This window comes from Marinobacterium profundum, from assembly GCF_001528745.1.
Lineage (GTDB): Bacteria > Pseudomonadota > Gammaproteobacteria > Pseudomonadales > Balneatricaceae > Marinobacterium_A > Marinobacterium_A profundum.
Genome location: NZ_BCNS01000099.1, coordinates 1 through 23,063 on the forward strand (window position 1 = coordinate 1; position 23,063 = coordinate 23,063).

Annotated in this window: 24 protein-coding genes; 7 read left to right on the top strand and 17 right to left on the bottom strand. The window is 58.7% G+C overall.

Going from position 1 to position 23,063, the window contains the following annotated elements:
* Window positions 1–182: hypothetical protein (locus MPRO_RS26160; protein WP_216821276.1), on the top strand; the 182-nt coding region annotated here is incomplete at its 5' end.
* Window positions 183–198: 16 nt separating this feature from the next.
* Here the strand turns inward: MPRO_RS26160 and MPRO_RS08615 are convergent.
* Entirely contained in the window at window positions 199–1,062 is an 864-nt protein-coding gene (locus MPRO_RS08615; protein WP_067290443.1) for a sulfurtransferase, read from the bottom strand.
* 196 nt (window positions 1,063–1,258) lie between these two features.
* Window positions 1,259–2,539 (bottom strand): tryptophan--tRNA ligase, encoded by a 1,281-nt coding sequence (gene trpS / locus MPRO_RS08620; protein WP_067290446.1) that lies wholly within the window; start codon window positions 2,537–2,539, stop codon window positions 1,259–1,261.
* A gap of 231 nt (window positions 2,540–2,770) precedes the next feature.
* On the opposite strand from trpS, the gene MPRO_RS08625 reads away from it, so the two are divergent.
* Window positions 2,771–3,004, top strand: a complete 234-nt coding sequence (locus tag MPRO_RS08625; protein ID WP_067290449.1) for a DUF2789 domain-containing protein — start codon at window positions 2,771–2,773, stop codon at window positions 3,002–3,004.
* Window positions 3,005–3,047: 43 nt separating this feature from the next.
* Here the strand turns inward: MPRO_RS08625 and MPRO_RS08630 are convergent, their stop codons facing one another.
* Together MPRO_RS08630 and MPRO_RS08635 are read right to left on the bottom strand one after the other, a co-directional pair.
* A complete protein-coding gene (locus MPRO_RS08630) occupies window positions 3,048–3,371 on the bottom strand; it encodes an AzlD domain-containing protein (RefSeq protein WP_067290453.1) in 324 nt (107 codons plus the stop codon).
* Window positions 3,368–4,153, bottom strand: coding sequence for an AzlC family ABC transporter permease (locus MPRO_RS08635; protein WP_067290455.1), 786 nt, complete (start codon window positions 4,151–4,153; stop codon window positions 3,368–3,370). The genes MPRO_RS08630 and MPRO_RS08635 overlap by 4 nt, the downstream gene beginning before the upstream one ends.
* Window positions 4,154–4,351: 198 nt before the next feature.
* On the opposite strand from MPRO_RS08635, the gene yaaA reads away from it, so the two are divergent.
* Together yaaA and MPRO_RS08645 are read left to right on the top strand one after the other, a co-directional pair.
* Window positions 4,352–5,125, top strand: a complete 774-nt coding sequence (gene yaaA, locus MPRO_RS08640) for a peroxide stress protein YaaA (RefSeq protein WP_067290507.1) — start codon at window positions 4,352–4,354, stop codon at window positions 5,123–5,125.
* 42 nt (window positions 5,126–5,167) lie between these two features.
* Window positions 5,168–6,157: an aldo/keto reductase gene (locus tag MPRO_RS08645; protein WP_067290457.1), complete on the top strand. Its 990-nt coding sequence runs from the start codon at window positions 5,168–5,170 to the stop codon at window positions 6,155–6,157.
* 4 nt (window positions 6,158–6,161) lie between these two features.
* On the opposite strand, the gene MPRO_RS08650 is transcribed toward MPRO_RS08645, so the two are convergent.
* The 3 genes from MPRO_RS08650 to MPRO_RS08660 all read right to left on the bottom strand — a co-directional run bounded on the left by MPRO_RS08650 (window position 6,162) and on the right by MPRO_RS08660 (window position 9,660).
* The gene (locus MPRO_RS08650) at window positions 6,162–7,187 is read right to left on the bottom strand and encodes an AbrB family transcriptional regulator (RefSeq protein WP_067290461.1); all 1,026 of its coding nucleotides are present in this window, start codon (window positions 7,185–7,187) and stop codon (window positions 6,162–6,164) included.
* 383 nt (window positions 7,188–7,570) lie between these two features.
* Window positions 7,571–8,944, bottom strand: coding sequence for a sensor histidine kinase (locus MPRO_RS08655; protein ID WP_067290465.1), 1,374 nt, complete (start codon window positions 8,942–8,944; stop codon window positions 7,571–7,573).
* On the bottom strand, window positions 8,944–9,660 hold the full coding sequence (locus MPRO_RS08660) for a response regulator (RefSeq protein WP_067290468.1): 717 nt from the start codon (window positions 9,658–9,660) through the stop codon (window positions 8,944–8,946). Before MPRO_RS08660 ends, MPRO_RS08655 begins: the two co-directional genes overlap by 1 nt.
* A gap of 202 nt (window positions 9,661–9,862) precedes the next feature.
* Here MPRO_RS08660 and MPRO_RS08665 point away from each other — a divergent pair, with 202 nt between their 5' ends.
* Window positions 9,863–10,717 (top strand): MraY family glycosyltransferase, encoded by an 855-nt coding sequence (locus MPRO_RS08665; protein WP_067290471.1) that lies wholly within the window; start codon window positions 9,863–9,865, stop codon window positions 10,715–10,717.
* A 60-nt stretch (window positions 10,718–10,777) separates the two neighbouring features.
* Window positions 10,778–11,359 carry a YceI family protein gene (locus MPRO_RS08670; RefSeq protein ID WP_067290474.1) on the top strand — a complete coding sequence of 194 codons (582 nt, stop codon included), beginning with the start codon at window positions 10,778–10,780 and terminating at the stop codon, window positions 11,357–11,359.
* Between the two features lie 62 nt (window positions 11,360–11,421).
* Here MPRO_RS08670 and MPRO_RS08675 read toward each other — a convergent pair whose 3' ends face one another.
* The 10 genes from MPRO_RS08675 to MPRO_RS08720 all read right to left on the bottom strand — a co-directional run bounded on the left by MPRO_RS08675 (window position 11,422) and on the right by MPRO_RS08720 (window position 22,156).
* The gene (locus tag MPRO_RS08675; RefSeq protein ID WP_067290477.1) at window positions 11,422–11,925 is read right to left on the bottom strand and encodes a Crp/Fnr family transcriptional regulator; all 504 of its coding nucleotides are present in this window, start codon (window positions 11,923–11,925) and stop codon (window positions 11,422–11,424) included.
* Window positions 11,926–12,010: 85 nt separating this feature from the next.
* Window positions 12,011–12,469: a CopD family protein gene (locus MPRO_RS08680; protein ID WP_067290480.1), complete on the bottom strand. Its 459-nt coding sequence runs from the start codon at window positions 12,467–12,469 to the stop codon at window positions 12,011–12,013.
* A gap of 164 nt (window positions 12,470–12,633) precedes the next feature.
* Window positions 12,634–14,043 carry a sigma-54-dependent transcriptional regulator gene (locus MPRO_RS08685; RefSeq protein WP_067290483.1) on the bottom strand — a complete coding sequence of 470 codons (1,410 nt, stop codon included), beginning with the start codon at window positions 14,041–14,043 and terminating at the stop codon, window positions 12,634–12,636.
* A gap of 62 nt (window positions 14,044–14,105) precedes the next feature.
* The gene (locus tag MPRO_RS08690) at window positions 14,106–15,308 is read right to left on the bottom strand and encodes a hypothetical protein (RefSeq protein WP_067290485.1); all 1,203 of its coding nucleotides are present in this window, start codon (window positions 15,306–15,308) and stop codon (window positions 14,106–14,108) included.
* A gap of 48 nt (window positions 15,309–15,356) precedes the next feature.
* A complete protein-coding gene (locus tag MPRO_RS08695) occupies window positions 15,357–16,199 on the bottom strand; it encodes a type II secretion system F family protein (protein WP_067290488.1) in 843 nt (280 codons plus the stop codon).
* Window positions 16,196–17,074: a type II secretion system F family protein gene (locus MPRO_RS08700; protein ID WP_067290493.1), complete on the bottom strand. Its 879-nt coding sequence runs from the start codon at window positions 17,072–17,074 to the stop codon at window positions 16,196–16,198. The genes MPRO_RS08695 and MPRO_RS08700 overlap by 4 nt, the downstream gene beginning before the upstream one ends.
* Window positions 17,067–18,434, bottom strand: coding sequence for a TadA family conjugal transfer-associated ATPase (locus tag MPRO_RS08705; RefSeq protein ID WP_082708594.1), 1,368 nt, complete (start codon window positions 18,432–18,434; stop codon window positions 17,067–17,069). The genes MPRO_RS08700 and MPRO_RS08705 overlap by 8 nt, the downstream gene beginning before the upstream one ends.
* Before the next feature lie 219 nt (window positions 18,435–18,653).
* A complete protein-coding gene (locus MPRO_RS08710) occupies window positions 18,654–19,418 on the bottom strand; it encodes a tetratricopeptide repeat protein (RefSeq protein ID WP_067290496.1) in 765 nt (254 codons plus the stop codon).
* Window positions 19,415–21,433, bottom strand: a complete 2,019-nt coding sequence (locus tag MPRO_RS08715) for a secretin GspD/PilQ domain-containing protein (protein WP_067290499.1) — start codon at window positions 21,431–21,433, stop codon at window positions 19,415–19,417. Before MPRO_RS08715 ends, MPRO_RS08710 begins: the two co-directional genes overlap by 4 nt.
* Before the next feature lie 114 nt (window positions 21,434–21,547).
* Window positions 21,548–22,156 (bottom strand): OmpA family protein, encoded by a 609-nt coding sequence (locus MPRO_RS08720; RefSeq protein ID WP_067290503.1) that lies wholly within the window; start codon window positions 22,154–22,156, stop codon window positions 21,548–21,550.
* Window positions 22,157–22,852: 696 nt separating this feature from the next.
* Here MPRO_RS08720 and MPRO_RS26700 point away from each other — a divergent pair.
* The coding region (locus MPRO_RS26700) for a RelA/SpoT AH/RIS domain-containing protein (protein WP_500778570.1) at window positions 22,853–23,063 on the top strand (211 nt) is incomplete at its 3' end.

Below are 23,063 nucleotides of genomic sequence, written 5' to 3' on the forward strand. Positions count from 1 at the left end.
CTATGTGGGTTAACCGTACCGTTGTGCTTTCTTTGGTTACTTTCTTTGCACGAGCAAAGAAAGTAACGCGACCAGGAGGTCGTAACAGGGATTATCAGAAAGTCACCGTAGTTGGCTGTTTTGCAAATTCCTGCGAAGGATGCCCCTCCCTCCTATTCGATTACCAAAACCAAGTAGTTTGAGTCTTGTCGGACGGCCTCAGGCGGGGCCTGTGGCCACAGGACGCAGCGGATCCTGAATCCATTCGCTCCAGGAACCTGGATAAACCCCGGAGCCATCAAGGCCGGCAATCTGCATGGACAGCAGGTTATGGCAGGCCGTTACACCTGAACCGCACATATGCACCACCAGGTTGGCATTGCGCCCACCCAGTAATGAATTCCACTCGTCTTTAAGCTGCTGCGGGCTCTTGAATCGTCCCTGCTGCAGGTTGTCGCTCAGTGGGCGATTAAGCGCGCCCGGCACATGGCCGGCCACCGGGTCTATCGGCTCCTGCTCACCACGAAAGCGCTCTGCACTGCGGGCATCCACCAGTATTAACTGATCTGACAGCAGGTTTTCCTCCACCGCGGCGCTATCGAACACCCCGACAGCAGACCAGACACCCTGCCAGGAAGAGTCAGCAGCGGCGCAAAGCTCTGCGCTCAGAACACCGCCTTCAGCAATCCAGGCCCCGATACCACCATCGAGCACAGCAACGGATGCAAGCCCAAGGCCGTGCAACAGCCACCAGGCACGGGCCGCCATGGCACCGCCACAATCGTCGTACAGCACTACCTGTTTGGCGGCATCAACACCGCAGTCGCGCAGCCGCGCCACAAGCGCGTCCATATCGGGCAGCGGGTGACGCCCCGTGCCTGGCTCCACCGGCGAGGCCAGATCTTCGTCCAGATCAAGGTAATAGGCGCCCGCTATATGGCCCTCGCCATAGAGACGACGGCCATAACCCTTGTCCGCCAGGCTGAAACGGCAATCCAGCAGGCAACACTGCGAAGCATCCTCTGCCAGCAACTGCACCAGCTGCTGCGGACTGACGATTGTACTGAACGGGGTGTTCAACATGGCATCACCTCTTGGCTTTTGTGCTGCTGGCTGGGGTCAGGCGGTATTAGCCCGCAGGGTTAATACATGAAGCAGGGATGCTTCATCATTGGCCACAGGCCAATGCGAACGCCATAAAAACAAGCCAGTCCACGCACCTGCGCCCGTTTTTATGGCGTGACGGATAAATAGGGAGGGAACCTATTTGTCCACACAGTTAAATAAGAAACTCCGCCAACTCTTCGTTGAGCACATCGAGCTCGTTCTGGGCTTTCTGCCGAGCCTTTTTCTTGAGCCCGTCTACTTCGGCGGTTTTCTGCGCAATGATATCGGCAGCCGCAGCGGCCTTGTCATCAGCGCCAATAACCTGGTCGAGTAATGGCTTGAGCTGCATCAGAATAGCGCGGCGACGGCCTTGGTCCACCCGTGCCAGCTCCTCGGCCGACTTCTCTTTCTTTTTGGCTTCGTTCGCGGCCACCGGCGCCTGGTAGGTCAGCGGACGAATGCCGGCAGCGATACGTACCTGCTCCAGCAAAGGCGCCGCCTTGGCGCGGGCTTTCGCTGCGCCCTTTTGCAGTTCCTGCTCAACATGACCCAGATCCTGCATCAGCTCGTTGTAGCGGCTGCGTGGCGCGCTGAGCTTGGCATCGAGGAACTCGAACAGCTGCTTCTTGGCCTCACCCCAGGCAATCCCTTCGAGGAACTGACGCCGCATGGCTTGGGCTTCAGACTCATCGGCAAAGCAGTTGTAGAGCTGGAACAGAGTGCTGCTATCCGGATCCTTGGGCTCGCCGGGCGCTCGCAGATCGGTGGTAATCAGGTTGATCAGCTTGCGCAGGTCATCAGTGGAACTGAACAGTGGAATGGTGTTGTCGTAGCTCTTGGACATCTTGCGCCCGTCGAGCCCCGGTATCAGCTGGGTCTGCTCATCCACCTGGGCTTCAGGCAGGTTGAACAGCGGCTGATAGTTATGGTTGAAGCGCCCGGCAATATCCCGTGCCATTTCGATATGCTGGACCTGATCCTTCCCCACCGGAATGATATCAGCGTTGAACATCAGAATATCGGCTGCCATCAGAATCGGGTAGCTGAACAGCCCCATGGTCACGCCGTCGTCCAGGTCCGCATTGCCCGCGTCCCTGTTGGCGTCGGTGGACGCCTTGTAGGCATGGGCCCGGTTCATCAGACCCTTGGAGGTCATGCAGGTCAGGATCCAGGTCAGCTCGGGGATCTCGGGGACGTCCGTCTGGCGATAGTAGGTCGCCGCATCTGTATCCAGTCCCATGGCCAGCCAGGTGGCGGCGATTTCGCGGGTTGAACGCGCCACACGCTCCGGATCATGGCATTTGATCAGGGCATGGAAGTCGGCCAGAAAGAAATAGCTGTCCAGTGCCGGGTTACGGCTGGCTTCAATCGCCGGCTTGATGGCGCCGAGGTAGTTGCCTATATGCGGCGTGCCGCTCGTGGTTATGCCGGTAAGTACTGTTTTTTTGGTCATGGCTCTGTGATGAACTCTTTACAAGCCTGCAGAAAAGGTTGATCGCCATGATACACAATTCAGCACGCCAGTGCCCCTGCACAGCCCCGCCGGGGCTATGGCGGCAACGCTGTTTTGAAACAAGGCCTCAGCGCGGCCCTGCGCTTTGACTTTCCCCCACTCCTGAACAAGACTCCAGTGTGCAGGCACAGCCTGCGTTCGCAACCACGCAACCCGTGACAGGAACTCAGCATGGATACCTCGCAACACAGTATGCACAACCTGTTCGAACAGCTTGGCCTGCCCAGCGGTGAGGCGGATGTCGATCAGTTTATTCGCATCCACCGGCTGTTCAGTCAGGACATTCAACTCGACCAGGCCACCTTCTGGACGCCAGTACAGGCCGCCTTTCTGCGCGAAGCCATAGACGATGATTCAGACTGGAGCGAAGTGGTCGACGAGCTCAACACCCGCCTGCGCAACTGAATCGCAAGCAGTAGTCACAGGCCGTTAGCGCCAGAGCGCCCCTTCAGCCCAATGACTGCAGCAGCCAGAGCACTGCCATGCCGCTGAACAGGGTGAAAAGAATGTTTTTCGTCTTCCAGGCCACCAGCGCCGCCGCCAAAGCGGCAAGAGTGCGCGGACTCAAGAGCGACAGCTCGCCATCGACGCCAGAGTTGACCACCGATGGCAGTACCAGTGCTGCCAGCACGCTGGCTGGCACATAGGTCAGCGCCCGGTTCAGCACCGCAGGCAGGCGCAACTGAGCGTGAAACTGAATAAAGGACAGCCGCAGGGCAAAGGTGCCCAGCCCCACGGCGAGAAACAGCAACCAGAGTTCCAGTTCACTCATGGTGCTTTCTCCCCAGTGACTTTCTCTGCAGGCGTTGTATCTTCGGCTGCCGTATCCCCAGCCACTGGAGATATGACCCTGCCAGGCCTGCGGCGCTGAAAGCGCTCCACTACCAGACCCGTACAAATACCGCACACAGACGCCAGCAGCAGACCCAGGTTATAGGCCATATCTACCGCAAGTACCGCCACCACGCCGCCGACACAGGCAGCCCCAAGGCAGGCGCTGTTTCTGACCGAGGGCACCAGCAACGCCAGAAAAACCAGCGGAATGGCAAAATCCAGCGACCAGCTGGCCGGAATTTCAGCCCCCAGAAAGACCCCCGCCATTACCGCCAGCTGCCAGGTCAGCCACATGCTGATACCGGCGCCGGCATAAAAATAGTGGCCGTACAAGCCCGACCGCCCCTCGGTAAACTTCAGAATGCTCAGTACATAGGCCTGATCAGACAGCACATAGGACAATGGCCACGTCCAGCGTTTGGGCAAGCGTGCAAAATGCGGCGCCATTGAGGCGCTGTACATCAGAAAACGCAGGTTGATCACCAGTGCCGTGACAATAATGACCAGCGGGAAAGCGTCGTTGCGCAGCAGTTGCAGCGCCGCCATCTGGGCGGCACCGGCGAAAAACAGCAGCGTCATGCCGATAGTGGTGAGTGGCGACAGTCCCTGTTCTATCGCCGTAACGCCTGTGACCAGTCCAAAGGGGATCACCCCCGGCGCAGCCGGTAGCAGCGCCCGAACCCCGGCTAAAAAGGCTTCCTTTCCCGTTGTATATTGCATATCCGGCTCGCAAATAAAGTGCCGCCCACTTTAGCATAAATCAGCCCGTTCACAGGGAGCCCTGTGATCGCCAGGCTGCATTAATTGCAACATGGACATAGGCCCCAGGCCGGAGCACCTCTGCGGCCGGCGATGCTTTTTTTGCCGGCCCAATCTGCGTATGATCGGGGTCGAATTAAAGCCAAAGATGCCGTACCCATGCTGACAGTTATCTCCCCCGCCAAGACACTGGATTTCGAAACGCCCCCCGTTACCGAGCAGCACAGCCAGCCGGCCTACCTTGAGCAATCGCAAATGCTGATTGATGAGCTGCGCACCCTGGCGGTGCAGGATGTGGCCCAGCTGATGAAGCTCAGTGACAAGCTGGCCAGCCTCAACGTGGCGCGCTACGTCAGCTGGAAAACCCCTTTCAATGCCGACAACGCCAAGCAGGCGCTGCTGGCATTCAAGGGCGATGTTTATACGGGACTGGATGCCGAAAGTCTGTCGGCGGATGATCTCGATTTTGCCCAGTCCAAACTGCGCATTCTGTCGGGCTTGTATGGTCTGCTCAAACCGCTGGATCTGATGCAGCCCTACCGGCTGGAAATGGGCACCAAACTGGGCAACAGCCGCGGCAAGGACCTGTATGCTTTCTGGGGCCCGCGTCTGACCGAGGCGCTGAATCAGGAGCTGGCACTGGGCTCCACACCGGTACTGGTAAACCTGGCCTCCAATGAATACTTCCGATCCGTGCAGCCCAAAAAGCTGGATGCACGCCTGATCACGCCGGTATTCAAGGACTGGAAAAACGGTCAGTACAAGATCATCAGTTTCTACGCCAAAAAGGCCCGCGGCCTGATGGCGCGCTACATTATCCAGAACCGCATTCAGGACCCCGAACAGCTGCGTGGCTTCGACCTCGACGGTTACCGCTTCGCGGAATCCATGTCCGAGCGTGATACCTGGGTCTTTATCCGCGACCAGGCTTAACACTGAGTTTTCACTTTTCACGCACAGCACCAGAGGCATCCTATGCAGCGGCGCACACTCGGCCCCTTCGACGTTTCAGCCATCGGTTTCGGCTGCATGAACCTGTCCCACGGCTATGGCCCTGGGCCCGATGAAGACAGCGGCATCCGCCTGCTGAATCAGGCGCTGGACGCAGGCCATACCCTGCTCGATACCGCCGCCCTCTATGGTTTCGGCCAGAATGAAAGCCTGCTTGGCCAGGCGGTGATGCACAGACGCGATGAGTTCGTGCTGACAAGCAAGTGCGGCATATTCAGGAACGAGGCCGGCAAGCGGGAAATCAATGGTCGCCCCGAGGTGCTGCGCAAAACCTGTGAAGACAGCCTGCGTCGCCTCAATACCGACACTATTGACCTTTACTATCTGCACCGCTGGGACAAGCAAGTGCCCATAGAGGAAAGCGTTGGCGCCCTGGGTGATCTGGTGCGCGCGGGCAAGGTCCGCGCCCTGGGCCTGTCCGAAGTATCGGCGAAGACCCTGCGCCGCGCCCACGCCGAGCATCCGATCAGTGCCGTGCAGAGCGAATATTCACTCTGGACACGCGAGCCCGAAATTGCCGTGCTCCAGGCCTGCAAGGATATCGGGGCCGCCTTCGTGGCCTTCAGCCCACTGGCCCGGGGTTTTCTGCCCGGCCAGCTGAACAACCCGCAGCTGCTGGCCGAAACCGATCTCAGGCGCAGCATGCCGCGCTTTAACGAGCAGAACTACCCCGCCAATTTGGCGCTGTTGCGCGAATACCATCGCATCGCACGGCAGGCGGAGTGCTCCATGGCACAGCTGGCGCTGGCCTGGCTACTGGCCAAGGCAGATCACATAATCCCGATCCCTGGCACCAGCAATACCGACCATCTGATCGAGAACAGCCAGAGCAGCGAGTTCGAGCTGTCGCAGGAAACAATGGAACGGCTGGAGGAGCTGATTAATCAGAATACCATCAAGGGCGCGCGCTATAACGACGCTACCCTGTTGGAAGTGGATACCGAAAGCTTCTGAGCCCTTAAAGGGCGCGCTCGCGGGCGAAGAGGTACTGACTGGCCGTGATCAGCAGAATCAGCAGGTAGATCCGCACCAGATTGTGGGCTGTCACAAAGGTGGCATCAAGCGACAGAGACAGCGCCACCAGGCTCATTTCCCCCACTCCCCCGGGGGCAAAAGCCAGAAATGCCGACACTATATCGATGCGGGTCAGCTGCTGCACCAGCCAGGCAGCACCCAGCGCAATGGCCATGGTCAGCACAAAAGCCGCCACGCCCGTGCCGACCTGATGGCGCACCTGGGCCCAGCTCAGGGGCATAAAGCGACAACCCACCGAAGCGCCCAGCACCACCAGGGCGGCATCCAGCAGCAGCGGATGCAGGCTGCCCTGCACCAGGCCGCTGCCATAGAGCACGGCAGTCGTGAGTGCGGCACCGGCCATTTCGGCGGCGGGGATCTGCAGCCTGCGCATCAGCAGAATCACCGCGCCATTTGCCATCAGCAACCAGCCCAGATCCGCCAGACTCAGCCCCGCACGCAGCACTGCGGGCTCAGGCAGCGGTGCACCGCCTAGAATCGAAGCCAGCAAAGGTGCACTCATAACCAGTAGAAATACCCGCAGCGACTGCAACAGCGCCACGGTGCGCGTATCCGCCCCCGAGCCCTGACTGGCCAGCACCAGAAAACTGAGTGCGCCGGGCGCGGCCGAATAGAAGGCCGTGATCCAGTCAAAGCGACCCGCGTAGCGATAAAACAGCGTGATAATCAGCGTCAGCAGCGGGACATAAAGCAGAACCAGTGCCAGGGAGTAACGCCAGTCCAGCAGTTGCTGGACAAGGTCAGACGAAACACCGGAACCCAGATAGACCCCCAGTACCGCCAGAAACAGACTGCGCAGCCTCGCTGGCACCGCCACCTGCCTGCCCGCGACCGCCAGGGCTCCGGTCAGGCACATGGAGCCCAGCATCCAGGGCAATGGAATTTCGGCCAGACACGCCAGGTAACCGCCCAGGGTGGCGAGTATCAGAGTGACCAGGGTTATACGCATAAGGTCCAGTCCCGGAACTCAGGAAAAGCAGGTCCAATGACAAAAAAGCACCGCTGACATCATCAGCAGTGCTTTTTCTGAAGCGATCCTTGCAAAGGGCTCTCTTAGAGCCTCGATCCTCAGTGTTTGACGATCCGAGCGCCTTCAAGCAGGTCAGGCCGGGACTCCACATAGGTGAAGTAGACACTGCATTTCGCCAGTGAGCGCACACATGCATTCAGAAAAGCATTCATTCATCATACCCTTGTTATTGTTATCGGCCCCGCAACCTTAGTCTCAGAGCGCAGGCGGAACTATATAACGGAAATCTGGCAGCCGCCAGCCCGGCAATACCACCTTACAGGCGACACTCCCAGTGTTAAATAGCGCCAGGGTTACCACGCTCAGCTACGCGGCAGCTGCAACTCGACCTCAAGCCCGCCGACACTGCGATTGCGCAAATAAATCTCGCCACCGTGGGCATGGGCAATACTGCGGGCGATGGAAAGCCCCAGGCCTATGCCACCGGTATCCCGGTTGCGCGAACCCTCCAGGCGCACAAAGGGATCGAATACCCTTTCAAGATCCGCCACCGCAATTCCCGGCCCCTGATCGCGCACAAATATCTGCAGCTGCTGGGCGTCCTGACGTATTTCGACCTCGGCGCTACCGCCGTAGTGACAGGCATTTTCAATCAGGTTACTCAGGGCCCGGCGCAGCGACACCGACCGGCACAAAAACGGAATTCGCAGGCTGTCGTCGTAGCTGATCTTGAGCCCCAGCGCCTGCAGGTCGTCGCACAGACTGCCGGTCAGGGCCGCCAGGTCCACATTGCGCGAATCCTCCTGCACCGCATCCTCCCGCGTGAATGCCAGGGTCGCATTTATCATGTCCTGCATTTCCCCCAGGATGCACAGCATCTTGTCGCGCTCCGGCCCCTGGGGCAGGAACTCGGCATGCAAACGCAGGGAGGTTAGCGGTGTGCGCAGGTCATGGGAAATGGCTGCCATCATCTGGGTACGGTTGCGCACGAAGCGTTCGAGGCGCTCGCGCATGCGATTAAAGGCCCGCATGGTATGGCGCATATCCTGCGGGCCCTGTTCGGCAATGACCTCGGTTGTCTCGCCGCGCCCGATTCGGTCCGCCGCCTGGGTCAGCGCCGCCAGAGGTGCGGTAACGTGGCGCACGATCAGCACCACCACTATAACCGTCAGGGCAAAGAGCCCCAGCGCCACCAGCAGCGGGCCTATCCAGCTCGGCAATTTGGTGGGCGACAGTAGCACCGCATTGAGCCACTGGCCGTCGGCCCGTTGCAGCGATACTGTGGCCAGGGGCAGACCACCGCTGCCTGAGTCGAACAGCAAATTAGGCCGCAGCAGGTTCTGTACCCAGCTGTAACACCAGTAGTAGCGCGGGCTGATCGACAGCCGGGTCTGATCCGGCGCCGTGCTGGAAAGGTCGCTTAAACGCTGATACAGCGGATGATCTGGCGCGGTGCGCTCAGCGGGGCTGGCGGCGGCATCGTCTTCGATGGCGAAGCGAAAGCGTGTGCTGGTCACGGAGCTGAGCATCTGCTGATGCAGCTCTATGGGTGTATCACCCAGCAGACGCTCCATGGCGGCGCTACGCGAGACCAGATCTTCCATCTGACTGTGCCGCACGGCGCGACTGCGCTCCTCGAAGAAGATATACACAGTCGTGGCATTCACAATCCCCAGCGTCACGATCAGCAGGCCAATGACCCTGCCGGGCAGGCTCTGGCGCAGGTAGCGCAGCATTACTCGCTTACCTCGACGCTGAGCATATAGCCACCGCCCCACACCGTCTTGATCAGTACAGGGTTGCCAGGGTCCTGCTCTATCTTGCGGCGCAGACGGCTGACCTGATTGTCGATACTGCGATCAAATACTTCGGCCTGGCGACCCCTTGTCATATCCAGCAATTGCTCGCGACTCAGCACCCGCTGCGGGTGCGCCAGGAAGGTCGACAGCAGCTTGAATTCAGCTGTGCTCAGGGGCACCGCCACCTCATCGGCCCCCACCAGCTCCCGGCGTGCAACATCCAGCCGCCAGTCGGCAAAACGCAGCTGTTCCACCGCTGGCGCCTCGCGCTGTGGTGGCAGCGCCTCGGTGCGGCGCAACACTGCCTTGATGCGGGCCAGCAACTCGCGGGGGAAAAACGGCTTGGTAAGGTAATCATCGGCGCCCATTTCCAGCCCCAGTACCCGGTCGGTTTCTTCCGCCATGGCAGTCAGCATGATAATGGGAATCTGGCTGTGCTCACGCAGGTGGCGACAGAGCGCCAGCCCATCTTCGCCCGGCATCATCAGATCCAGCACCACCAGATCAATGGCGCTGCTTGCCAGGCGCTTTTTCATTTCCTGACCGTCACGCGCCGTGCTGACCCGCATCTCGTACTGCTCAAGATAGCGCGCCACCAGATCACGAATTTCCTGATGGTCATCAACAACAAGTATGTGGGGCCTGGTGCTCATCTAATCTCAGCCGATGTGTGAATCTGGCAAGCTTAACCATTGCGCAGACCCTGGGCGAACCTAAAGTGTATCAAAGTATGCCAAATGCCCCGCCTGCGACAAGGTGCGACAAATCGGCCGCTGGTTGAAAAACTTTGTACACATTTGACCGGCTTAATAGAGCACTGACCGCAACCTACCCATAAAAGGCCGAGGCGCACGGATGTCATCCTTGTTAAATAACCCCGCCATACAAAGCTCATTGCTGCCCCTGCTGCTGGCCCTGGGCTTGAGCGGCCTGATCCGACTGGCATTAGGCCCGCACGCCGGCGCCCGACTTGCCAGCGCCGCCATTGCCATCGGTTTTATTGCCAGTTTGGTACTGATACAGGCGCCGGTGTTTCCACCACGCTCGGCATCACAGAAGCTGCCCTACCTGGTGGCACTGGCGCTGGTGCTGGGGCTCGTTATCGACAGTTTGGATCTGCGCGGGCGCATCCAGCAGGGGATAGGTTTTGTGCTCGCCCTTGTTGCCCTGGGCTGGTTGCTGGGCAGCCGCATCGGGCGCATCGACCTGGCAGGCTGGGTTCTGATACTGGTACTGATCCTCGTCGCCCTGCTCGCGACCCTGCGTGTCAAGGCGACCCGGCAACGTCTTGATGGCGGCATTATGCTGCTGTTTGCCAGCGGCGGTGTCGGCGCCATCAGCCTGATCGGTGCTTCGGCATCCATCGCTCAAACCGGTTTTGCCATGATGGCGGCCTGCGGCGGCTTCCTGCTGTGGAACTGGCCCCGCGTTCGCTTTGCCCTGGGGGCCAGCGGCCATTATGTACTGATCACCGCACTGACAGCCCTTTGTGCCCAGTTGCTGTTTTTCACCAAGGCCAGCGGCTGGGCCATGCTGCTGCTGACCCCGCTGTTGCTGATCGACCTGCTGCAGGCCCGGCTGCCGGGCCTGCGCAATGTCACCCAGCCCGGCCCCCGTGCGCTCTGTCTGGCCCTGCTGGGCGTGCTGATCTGCGCCCTGGCCATCTCAATGGCACTGCTGCTGAGCGCCGACAGCGCCTCGGGTTACTAAACACACTGATTTATACAAAACCAATCGCAGTACAAAACCAACAAACGAAAGGATCTGACCATGACACTGAAATCCCTGCTCACCGCCAGCGTTATTGCCGCCACCCTGTCCAGCGGTGCAGCCTTGGCTGCGCCGGCCAACTACAAGATCGACATGGCCCACACCAGCGCCGTGTTCAACATCAACCACCTGGGCTTCTCCACCATGTTCGGCCGCTTCGGCAAGCTGGATGGCACCCTGGTGCTGGACGCCGACAATATCGAAAACTCCAGCATCAAGATGGTCATCGACACTGAATCCGTGACCACTTTCCACGAAAAGCGTGACGAGCACCTGCGCTCGCCGGACTTTTTCAATGCTGCCGAATTCTCTGAGATGACATTCGAAAGTAGCAAGATCACCAAGACCGGCGACAATACAGCCACTCTGGAAGGCGACCTGACCCTGCTGGGTGTCACCAAGCCTGTAGTACTGGATATGACCATCAACAAGATAGGTCCGCACCCGTTCACCAAGGACCCAATGGCCGGATTCTCCGCCCGCGGTACTATCAAGCGCAGCGACTTTGGCATGGGCTACGGCCTGCCTGCCATTGGCGATGACGTCTCACTGTATCTGGACCTTGAAGCCGCGCCCGAATAAATAAAACGGGTAAAGAGTTGCCGGCACGCAGCAGAACTAAAGCAGGGACAGGACAGCGCTGATCAGCCAGCCCTGCCCTTGCTATGCTGCATGCTCATCTGGACGATAACGTTGTTTAACTGACGAATGCCCCGGGCCATTTCCCGCGACAGGTTCAGTAATAGCAGGCCGAAGGCTTCCGGCTCACTGATATGCAGTGCGTGAAACTGATCCGCCGATATTTCTACCACCAGAGTTTCTTGCGCCGCGACCGCAGTACCGACTCTGTCATGCAAGCCAATCATGGCGACAAAGCCCACCTCTTCGCCCCGAGCATGGTGGCGCGAAAAAGCGTGCTGATCGTCGGCGCAGATATACATGGCCAGCTTGCCGCTAATCACTACAAAGAAGCTGTAGACACGATCACCGGCCCGGAACAGCACCTCACCCTTGTCGAGCTGCCGGACATGGCCTTCGGCCAACAAACGCTGCACAGTGGTGTCCGGCAAGGCACCAAAGGTGGACATCTCCCTGAAATGAACCGCTCCCAATGAATGCCAGAGTGCCTGGCCATCTATGGTTTTCATGCGACAACCTGTTACCACTTGCGAAGACCGATCGACGGCAGCACCGCCGACCCCTTTAAAGCATTGTGTCTGGCAGGCTGCCTGTTTAAGCGTAGAGCATCCGCCCAGCCACGGCATTCACCACTGTGATCAATCCCAGCAGCAGATTAATGCCCACAAAGAGCCGAATCTTGTTGAGCTGCACGCCCGCCTGCGGCCAGTCGGACGCGCCCACCGCCTTTTTCAGGCGCTGATAGGGCGCAAAATACAGATGCAGAAAGAGCGCCACCATCAAATAACCGGTGGCGAGCATAAGGTGTACATGCATGCCCACCGCGGCCATGCCGCCCATCAATCCAATCATCCAGTGCCCGGTAACCAGCAGCGTAACTATTGCGCCCCAGACCCAGACAAAGAAACGACTGAACAGGTGGCACCAGAGCGTCAGGCGCAGCGGCGGCTCCAGCACCTTGGCTGCGACCGGGCGCAGGCACTGGTAAGCGAAAAACATGCCTCCCACCCAGATAACGGCAGCAAGCAGATGCAAACTAATGGCCAGAGGCATGGGAGATAATCCTGTTCGGTAATGTGACTGCCGATGGAAACACAGAACGACGTCGCCGTGAAGCGACATCGTGAGCTAATTGCTGCTGCGGGCGCCGCTAACACCCTCATATGGGCAAGCCGGCCGGGTATCCGCGGATGAATTCAAGGCCGCAGCGATCAGACTTACTCAGCCTGCTGCTCGTCCCATTCCTTCTGCTTGCGAAAAATAGTGGCGGCACTAACGCCCAGGTGGGCCGCAGCCACCGCGACCCGTCCCTCGCAGGCCTCGATGGCCTGTTCGATAATCTGTTTCTCCGCCAGCCAGAGCGGCACTATGCTAGCCCCGCCCGAGGTGTCATCAGCAGCGTCCACTTTGGGCTGCGCGACCAGGTCCCCCTGCAGTCGATAGGCCGAGCGCGCACCGCTTTGCCGCATCCCGACTGGCAGCATGTCCAGCTCGACGGTGTCACCCTGGTGCTGCAACACGACGTTCAGCAGGGTATTTTCCAGCTCCCGCACGTTCCCGGGCCAGTCGTAATGCACAAAGGCCGCCCGCACATCGGCCGACAAAGCCGCAAAATCGCGCTTGTGCTGTTTGGCAAAGCGGCCCAGAAACTGCTCGGCCAGAATCAGCACGTCGCTTTCGCGTTCGTTCAATGGCGGCATCTTGACAGGCACCACGTTGAGGCGGAAATAGAGATCCTGCCGAAAGCGCCCAGCGGCCACTTCCTGCTCAGGCTCGCGGCTGGTCGCACAAACGATACGCACATCCACAACCCTGGGAGCCTCATCACCCTGGGGAGGTATCTGACCTGTTTGGATAAAGCCGAGCAACTTGACCTGGGCCTGGGCCGACAGTTCACAGATCTCGTCTATAAACAGGGTCCCCTTGTCGGCGCGGCACGCAGCCCCCGCCCCACCGTCGTCTGCAATACCTTGCTCACCAAGCAGCTGCGCCTCGAAGGACTCATCGGATATAGCCGCGCAGTTCAATGTCACAAAGGGGCCTTCGGCCCTTGGCCCTGCCTGGTGCACAGCCCGGGCGCAAAGTGACTTGCCCGTACCGGTGGGGCCGGTGAGAAACAGACTCGCCTTGCTGTTCACCGCGCTGTCCAGCAGGCGATAAACCACCTGCAACGCCAGAGATCGCCCCTGAATACCGTGGAAACCCTGCCGGTCTATAGTGTCGCGATAGGTTTGCACCATCGACACCAGTTCCTGCTGTTTCATGGCGTTGGCTACGGTCACAAGCAGGCGTTCCTTGCTGAAGGGCTTTTCGATAAAGTCCACCCCGCCGCGGCGCATGGCCTCCACCACCAGTTCTACCGAGCTGTTGGCGGTCATGACCACCACCGCCACGGGCAGTTCTTCCTCGGTGACTATGCGCAGAATATCCAGTCCATCCATGTCCGGCAGGCGGATGTCCTGCATTACCACCCGCGGGGGGCGCTCGCGCAGGCCACGCAGTGCTTCCTGACCGGAGTGATACACCCGCGTGCTGTAACCCTCGGAATCAAGATACGCCTTGTATAGCGCCGCCGTCGAAATACTGTCTTCGACAATAACCACATCGTATCGGCTCTGTTGTGTCATCCGGTTAACCTGTTGTCTCGTCGCGGCGGTACTGACTTGAGACAGCCCCGCGAACTTCAATATTAGGGTTGCAGCAAATGCGGGCCGCCTTCGCCATCGGGGGCGATCGACTGCCAGGAGTCCGGGCTCGAATCCACCGGCAGGCTCATGCGAAACGGCGGCGTCAGTGTTTCAAGTGCATTCAGGGTAGCATCGTTAGGGTTGGCCACGGATTGTGCCGCCCGCAAGTTTATCGTGGTTTCGCACTGCAGCGGGTCCGTGGGCGTGACCAGCAAATCCAGCGAGTCCGTATACTGCTTTGCGAGCCCCGCCGGCAGCGTGCCTGATATGACTGATACGGTTTCCTGGATCATAAAATAGGCAACGGTATCCACCAGCCCGGTATCCGTCAGATTGGTGCCACTCGGGCAGCATACCTGCCCCACTGTTGGCGGTTCTGGCAACCGATTGGGCGGTATGCCTATTAACACAGTCAGATCATCATAGCGCGTGCCTATGGCGGCTTCCGACTGTGCCAGCAGATCCGTTTGTTCCACATAACCCGAGTTGCAGGCACAGTCGACTTCTGGATTGATAAGGCAGTCTGCCTGGGCTCCCTCGATCGTCAGCTCAAACGAGTAAGACTCACAGGGCTCTCCCGTGACCACCTTCTGCGACAACCAGCGGGAACCTATGCTCTCCGGTGGCACCGAACACTGGCTGGGGGTTTCACGGAACAGAAAACCCGGCAGACCGCCGCTTGAGCGACCAATGGCGTAGGTGGGTTGCCCCTGCAAACCGTAGATATAACCCACAGCACCGGTTGCACTGATGCCATCCACACCGGTGCTGTCGACACCTTCATCGCTCGGTGACTTGATGCAGGGATCGCCCTGGCAGCTGCCACCCTCGTAATAGAGCGGTTCGCGGCCGGTGAAGCGGTCATCCCGCACAGCGATCAGCGCCCGGTAAGCCTGGGACTGGGTGCGGTCTATATAAAAGATGCGCGGCGCTTCGTGCTCATCAAAACCAATCGCCTTGCCCAGCACAGTGCCCGTGTCGTCCATGACATAGGCTTCCTGCGACTGCTGATTTACATAGTACTTGAACAGCGCATCACGTATGGCCACCAACCCCACCAGGGAGCCTATCACCAGAATGGTAAAGATGAGTATCAGCTCGATGGTAATAATAAAACCACCCTGATCGCGTCGCGTGCGGCGCGCACCGCTGCTGTTGGCGCTGTTTGCGCTGGGCGCACTTGTTGTGTCGATTCCGTCAGCCATAAATCCCTCACCCTCAAATATATGCCACTGCCCCACTCAAGGCCGCGGTTACAGCATCACTCTGATCCACTGGAACATTTCGTAGAACTGAACCGCCGCCGGGAAAATAACCAGCACCAGAAACATGGGCAGACACACCAGCATCATCGGAAACAGCGCTTCCATGCTCATGCGATTGATCAGCTCAGTACTGCGCTGCACCTGCTTGGCACGCAACATGTCGGCCTGGGATGAAAGTGCCTGGCCGATGGGAGAGCCCACCTGAAAGCCCACGGTCATCACCGCCGCCAGCCGATGCAGATCATCCACCCCGGTACGCTCGGCCAATGCGGAAAATGCCGCCTTGCGATCTCGGCCTGCATCCATTTCGCGCGCCAGCAACAGCACCTCTTTCGCCAGCGGGTTACGTGGTGTAAGGCCGTAACGGGCGGCCTGGCGAAATGCCTGGGACAGGTTCTGTCCGGCATTCAGATAAGCCACGATCAGATCGATCAGAAAGCTCAGCGAGTCCTTGATACGCCGGCGCCGCGCTGCACGGCGGCGCAGCAGCCAAACATCGGGGGTAAAGAAACCGCAGGTGGCCGACACCATCAGCGTCCAGCCCATGGCCTGGGGCCCCAGAAACTCCATCAGCAATAATGGCGACATGATGGCAAGCAGCAGCTTGCCCGGCCAGTACAGAAGCAGCATCTGCTGCGGCATGATACCGGCCTGGCGAATCAGGCGACGCGGGAAAAGGCTGAAGCCGCCCTTGCCGGTCTCGGCTTCACTCAGCCCATCGGACAGCCCATCAAAGGGCGTAGCGCTGTGGCGATTGAGTATGAAAAGCCCAAACAGGAAAAAAATCAGCCCCGCCAGCAGTGCAAGATCGAGCCCCCAGCCACTGGTCATTGGTCACTCCTTAGCAGCTTGCGCAACCAGAGGAATCCAACCACCTGGCACATCACTGCAGCAAATAGCAGGTTCGGTCCCGCCGGATGATCGGTTAGACGCTCCAGCCATTGTGGCTCCTTCCACAGAAATACTGGAATGAGCAGGTACGGCAGAATGGCCGCAAAAATAGCGGCGAAGCGCGTACCCGAAAGCTGCCCGCTGATCAGCAGCCGGCGTTTGATACGCTCGCGCAGAATACTGCTCACCGCGGTAATCAGGGCACCAAAGCTGGCATCGGACTGCCACTGGGCAATCAGCACCTGGGTAAAGAGTCGCACGCCTTCGGTGTCGTAAAGTTTGATCATGCGCGCGCAGGCATTGTCGATTGGCAGGCCGTAGTCGAGCCTTCGCATCAGTTCCTGCAGCTCCTCCTTCACCGCGCCCTTGGTCGCCTCGGCCGCTACCAGCAGCGCCCGCCTTGGGGGCTCGCCGCCGAGCAGCGCCGCCTGGATCAAATCCAGCGCATCGGTAAGGCGCGCTTCGAACACCCGCGCCCGCCAGGCGGCCAGATCCTTGAGGATAAAGAATGCCAGGGGCATCACGCAGACCGCGGCCATGGTGGCAAAGCCGACGGACTCAGGGAACAGCTCCAGAAACAGCAGGAACACCAGCACGCTGAGCATGCCGATACCGGCCACAAAAACCAGCGGCTCAATATTCAGTCGCAGTATGCGCAGCTGCCCCGCCAGCCCAAGACGTTCTGGGGGCACCTCGGTGGTTTCGGGTAACGCCGGCATATCGTCTTCCAGCGCCTTGCGACGCTGCACTACCAGCCAGATACCGCAGCACAGCATGATAACCAGCAGCAATCCCAGCAGGACTAACTCAATCATGGGGCACCTTCAGATCGGCATCAGCACCAGTATCGGCCAGTGCTTGAAACGCCGAGGTATCAAAACCGCGCAACTGCAGCCGCTTAAGAAAGCCGATAGGTACGCCGGTGGCGCGGTGAGCCCCTTCAACCCGCACCTTGCCGTCTCCGCTGCTGGCGGCTTTGGCCGCGGTGGCATCAAGATCTGGCTCAAAGCGAAACAGTTCACGCACCGATAACTGCCCGTCCTCGCTCACCACTTCACACAGGGAGACCACCCGGCGCGTGCCATCGCTGAAACGCATCAGCTGCACCACCACCTGGATCGCGGAGCCTATCATGTCCCGAACCGATTCCCGCGGCAGACCCACATCGCCCATCAGCGCCAGCGCTTCGAGCCTGCGCAGCACATCGCCAGGGCTGTTGGCATGCACCGTGGTCAAACTGCCGTCATGGCCGACGTTCATGGCCTGCAGCATGTCGAACACCTCGGTGCCACGCACCTCGCCGACGATGATGCGATCGGCACGCATTCGCAGGGCTGTACGTACCAGCTCGCGCAGACCTATGCCACCGCTGCCTTCTATATTGCCGGGCTTGGCTTCAAGTGAAATAACGTGGGGATGCTCAAGCTGCAGCTCAGCGGTTTCTTCGATGGTAATCACACGATCCGTTTCCGGAATAAAGCGCGATAGCATGTTCAGCAAAGTGGTTTTACCCGCCGCCGCACCACCGGCTATCACCAGATTGAGGCCGGCCTGTACCACCAGTTTGAGCAGGTCCAGCATGGGCTCACTGATAAAGCCCTGCTGCAGCAACTCCTCCCGGGTAATGGTTTCAACCCGAAAACGGCGAATCGACACTATGGTGCCCCGGCCGCACAGCGGCGGAATCACTGCGTGCAGGCGGCTGCCATCACTGAGCCTTGCATCCACCATCGGAGAGCCTGCATCCAGATGACGTCCCTGGCCTGCGACCAGCCGATCGAGAAAGCGGCGCAGATGGGCTTCATCATCGAAACGGACATCGGTGAGCTGTAGCCGACCGTGGCGATCGACCCAGACTTCATCGGCACCGTTGACCAGAATGTCGGAAATTTCCGTATCCAGCATCAGCGGGGCAAGCGGCCCCATACCGCCGAGTTCCTGAATGATTTCATGGGCGATCTGTTGGCGCTGCGACTCTTCGAGCTTGACGCCGGATTCGTACTGAAACTCCTTCAGCAGACCCTCAACGCGCTGGCCTATGGCCTGGCTGCTGTCGAGCAGGGTATTGCCGTCTTCCTCCACCGAGTCGATCAGGCGACGGTGCACCAGGCGGCGCAGGCGCCGGAAAAAGTCATCGCCCTTCTGGTCTTTGGCGTTCTCGTTACTGCGACCCATGACTCAGCCCTCTGGATTCATCCCTAAAACTATTAACCCGGTGGACAAATAGGTTCCCTCCCTATTTGTTCGTCACGCCAGAACTCTTTAGCCTAAAAGAATGGGCGCAAGTGCGTGGACTTGCTGGCCTTCTTGGGGGCGAAGAGATAGCGTTCGCATTGGCCTGCGGCCAATGATGAAGCATCCCTGCTTCATGTATTAACCCGCCGGGTTAAAAAATCAGTGTGAACGGGTGCGCGGTGCAATCGGCAGGCTGCCAAGCTGCAGGCACTCGGGCCTGTCGGTCAGGCCAATCAGGCGCCCGATCGCTGGCTGGAAACCCGCATTGAGCTCCAGCGCATGCTGATAAGACTTGCACGCCTGCAGCCACTGCTGGCGTGCCTCACTCAGCAGGCCACTGTGATAATCGAGGCGCCACTGCGGCGAACCCAGCCGACTGGCAATGGCCAGTGCACGTTCAGCCTCATCATATTTACCTTCCAGATAAAAGCTGGCGGCCAGGGCTTCTCGCAACTCTGAATAGGATGGCGACAACATGATTTCGCGCTGCAGCACATCCCGTGCCAGGCGCGTATTGCCCTCTTCCACGGCGATACGTGCCCGCATTATGGCCGCTTCCGGGTGCGGTCCGCGGCGGGCCAGTAGCTGATCAAGCAGGAACTGCGACTTGTCGGCCCGGCCGGTTTCATAATTCAGCACCGCATTGGTCATAAGTATGCGTTCGTGATTGGGAAACTCGACCTGCAGCCGCTCGACTTCACGCAGGATACGCTCGCAGTCGATGGTGCCTCTGTCCGAGGCCCATATTTCAGCGCAGGCACTACCGGATGCAACGGACTGATGATACAGACCCAGCATCTCGTCCAGGCGCACATTGGGGTCCGGCTGCTCGGTGCGACGACGGTCCATATCGCTGGCACAACCGGCGAGAACAGTCAGCAACACGCCTGCGGTGGCTATTCGCAACAACATGAATTTTTTCATTGTTGAACCTCCTGTTCCTGAGACACAGCACTTGCCGCCTGGGGTGCCGCCGTCTGTACCGCTGCAGCGCCTGTGCCCACCGCCCAGTCGAGCAGAGTCAGTGGTGGCGGGAACTGCCAGAGCGCAGCTTCATTCATGGGCTCACGCACTATCGTTGGCGTCACAATAATCACCAGTTCACGATCAACATCGGAGCGGTCGGACGACTCCGCCAGCCAGCCAAAAACCGGCAGGTTATGCAGCCCAGGGGTGTAGTTTTCTGCCACGGACAGATCCCGCGATACCAGACCACCCAGTACCAGCGGCTGGCCATCGCGCAAGCGGGTGGAGGTTTCGAGACTGCGCACATTAAACGCCGTGCTGTTAAGGTCGCTGCCGGTACTGTCGGAGATCTGCTGCGTCAGCAGAGTATCCGGCGAGGAAATGGTCGGGCCCAGATCCAGCGTAATACGATCATTTTCATCCACCATGGCCCGCACCTTGAGCTGTACACCAAAGGGCTTGAATTCGGTTCCGCTGAAGACACCGGGAGCATTGCTGCCAACGGAGTCATCGCCGGAGAGGCCCGTCGGCGCAAAGGCCGATGGCACCGGCACTTCGCCACCCACCTGGAATACAGCGGACTCACCGGCCAGCACCGTCAGTGTCGGGCGCGACAAGGTGCGCGATATGCCCTCATCCTCCATCAGCGAGAACAGTAGGTCAAACGCCACATCGCTGGTGCCGATCTGCAGGTTGTTGGTCAGGGTTCCGCCCAGAATCTGCAAAGCATTTTCCACCGTCGAGGCCCCGCCAGCCTGCTGCGACAGCCCTCCAAGAGTGAAGAGACCATCGCTGTTGTAGCCGTTGCTGACCAGGCTCAGATCCGGATTCCAGCTTTTCATGCGACCACGGTTAATTTCGTGCATCTGCACAGAGACACGTACCAGCGGCAGGTCACGCACATTGATCATCGATAGAATGCGACCGCCGGACACCGACAGCAGCTTGGAACGGCCTATATTGGCCTGGATATCATTGCTCAGGGAGCCGGAGCTGCCCACACCACCAAAATCAGAGCCCGACGAACCGCTGCCGCTACCGCTGTCATTGCTGCGACTCTGCAACAGGGCGCCCGACTCATCGGCGATGACCGACACTGCATTAGCTGGGTCTATGGCCGCATCAAGGCCGACAAACAGTCTGGAGGCCACATTAAGTATGCGGGTCAGCGCAACCTGATCGCGCACATCACCTTCGAGTACCAGGGTATCAAGGCGATCATCCTCTACATCGCCACGCACCATGCGTCGGACGCGAACATCTTCGCCCCCCAGGGAAATAATCGCCTGCTGGATTTTTTCCACCGTATTCTGGGGCAGTTCATCGACCTGAATCAGATTGATAATGGCGGCGGTAGAACGCGAATTGCCGCCCCCCGGCTGGCTGACACGAAAGTTGCTGTCCGCCAGAGTGGCCGCATCCAGGGAACCCGCCACGCTCTGCAGCAATGCCGAATCCGATGACTGGCCGCCGCGGGTCTGCCCGGCCTCCAGATAGTTACGCGCCACTGTTTCTGCCGCGACACGGTATTTCACGCTCGGCACCTGACCGCGCAACACCAGGGCTGGGCGATCCGGCGCCGTCTGAATCACGATATTGGGGTGGATATCGCCCAGCGCGCGGCGCAGAACCGAGAGGTCTTCGGTAACACTGAACAGAAAGGTTTCACTCGTTTTGTCGACATACCAGACGATAAGGCTGGTACGGCCCACATTCTTGGCCAGTGCCAGCAACTCGTTGCCCCCCAGAATTTCAACTTCCAGGGTTTTGTCCTGGCCCACTGCGACTCTTTCCAGTTCCTTGCTAAAGATCAGCCGAGCGTGGGTCCACTGCACCAGCTCGCGAGTACTGGCTGACTGCTGGCCATAGGCCGTTTCGACCGATTGCAGCCCCTGCTCCGCGTACAGCTGTGTGGCAAACGCCCAGCAAAGCACAGGAACAGCGATGACGAATGTACGACAAATCTTCAACATCCTTGCGTCCACCTTTCTAATTTTGATAATTCGGTGACCAAATCCCGGCAGGACTCGAACCTGCGCCCATTACGACAAGATACTGATCGCCGGACGATATGCGTGACAGTTGTGTCAGGGTTGCGCAAACATATATATCTCAACCCGACGGTTTTTGGCACGCCCCGCTGCAGTGGCGTTACTGGCGACAGGCTGGGTTTCACCCGCACCCTGCACCTCAATGCGATAGGCATCAATACCCTGGCTAACCAGGTAAGTGGCTATAGTACGCGCGCGGCGCTCGGACAGAGCCTGGTTATAGGCGGCATTGCCCTGACTATCGGCATGTCCCACAACGGTGATTCGGGTGCGAGCCCCCTGGTTTTTCAAACGCTGGGACAGCAAGGCCAGATGCGCGCCCATCTCAGGGCTCGGTTCTGCGCTGTCGTAATTAAAGGCATCACCTTCAATAGAAAACATTTGCCCGCGGGGACGCGGCTGTGGCGCCGCCGCCCTGATACCACAACCATTGGCACCGACCACCTGAGATGGGCTTGAGTGGACGCAGGCATCGCGGTAATCACGCACACCGTCCTGGTCGCTGTCTCTGTAACCTGTCGCAATAGACAGGCTACGGTGATAGTTACCAGGCTCTGGCTCTGCGTAGAAAGTTGGGTGACTCACCAGGCCGATACAGCCGGTTAATGTAAATGTCAGTGCCAGAAATAAAATTCTTTTTATCATCGCCCTGCCCCTGCAATTTTGTAAAAGGCTCTGGTATCCAGAGCCATCCCTTACCAACCCGTACAAATCCTTAACCTTCGCGGGTGCATTCGCTGCGATCAATTCGAAGCCTTGAGCTGGTATAGGTGTTTCCTACTAGAGACAATGCATTAACCATACCAAGCATAAAGGATCCGAATATTTATTTTTATCTCATGTATAACAACAAGTTAACACAATAAAAACATTCCACAATGACTACCATGACCGCGTTCTGCGCATTTCGCAATATGATCTTGCAAGTTGCAAAGCGCTTACCCACGCATTTATAGCCACAGGTCAGCCTCTGACAACCGTACAGACGCTAATAGAATAGAACATAAATTGAATGACTTAGGGTGGATTCTCAATCGGACAGGGCTGGCTTTGTCAGCAACAGTGTGCCCGAAAGGCACCACTGACCAGGGATTAACATCAAGCTTGCGGTAGTGAATTCTGCACTAGCCGCGGGACAGAAAAAACTTAAATTCACTGCAACCGCAGGACTCCATACAATAACGCGAGCGCCAAGAGAAAGGCATGCAGAATGCAGCTGAAACATGAAAGCAAAAAATGAATAGGAATAGGAATAGGAATAGGAATAGGAATAGGAATAGGAATAGGAATAGGACATTGAAGGGGAAATCATAAGAAAAGTGCGCCCATCTGGCAGCATCATTGCGACGCCGCGCCGGAGTACTGAGCACCTATGGTTTAAAGCCGTACATTGACCGATTTTCGCTTCAGCCCGTTGACGATCTCTATGCTGCGGTGGGTCGGCTGCGGATTGATCGACAGGTGCTCGCCCAGTGCCACCGATTTGGAACCGTGCAATACCAGCGACACCACTTCCTGCGGGCTAATACTCGCCAGCGGATACACCTCATCC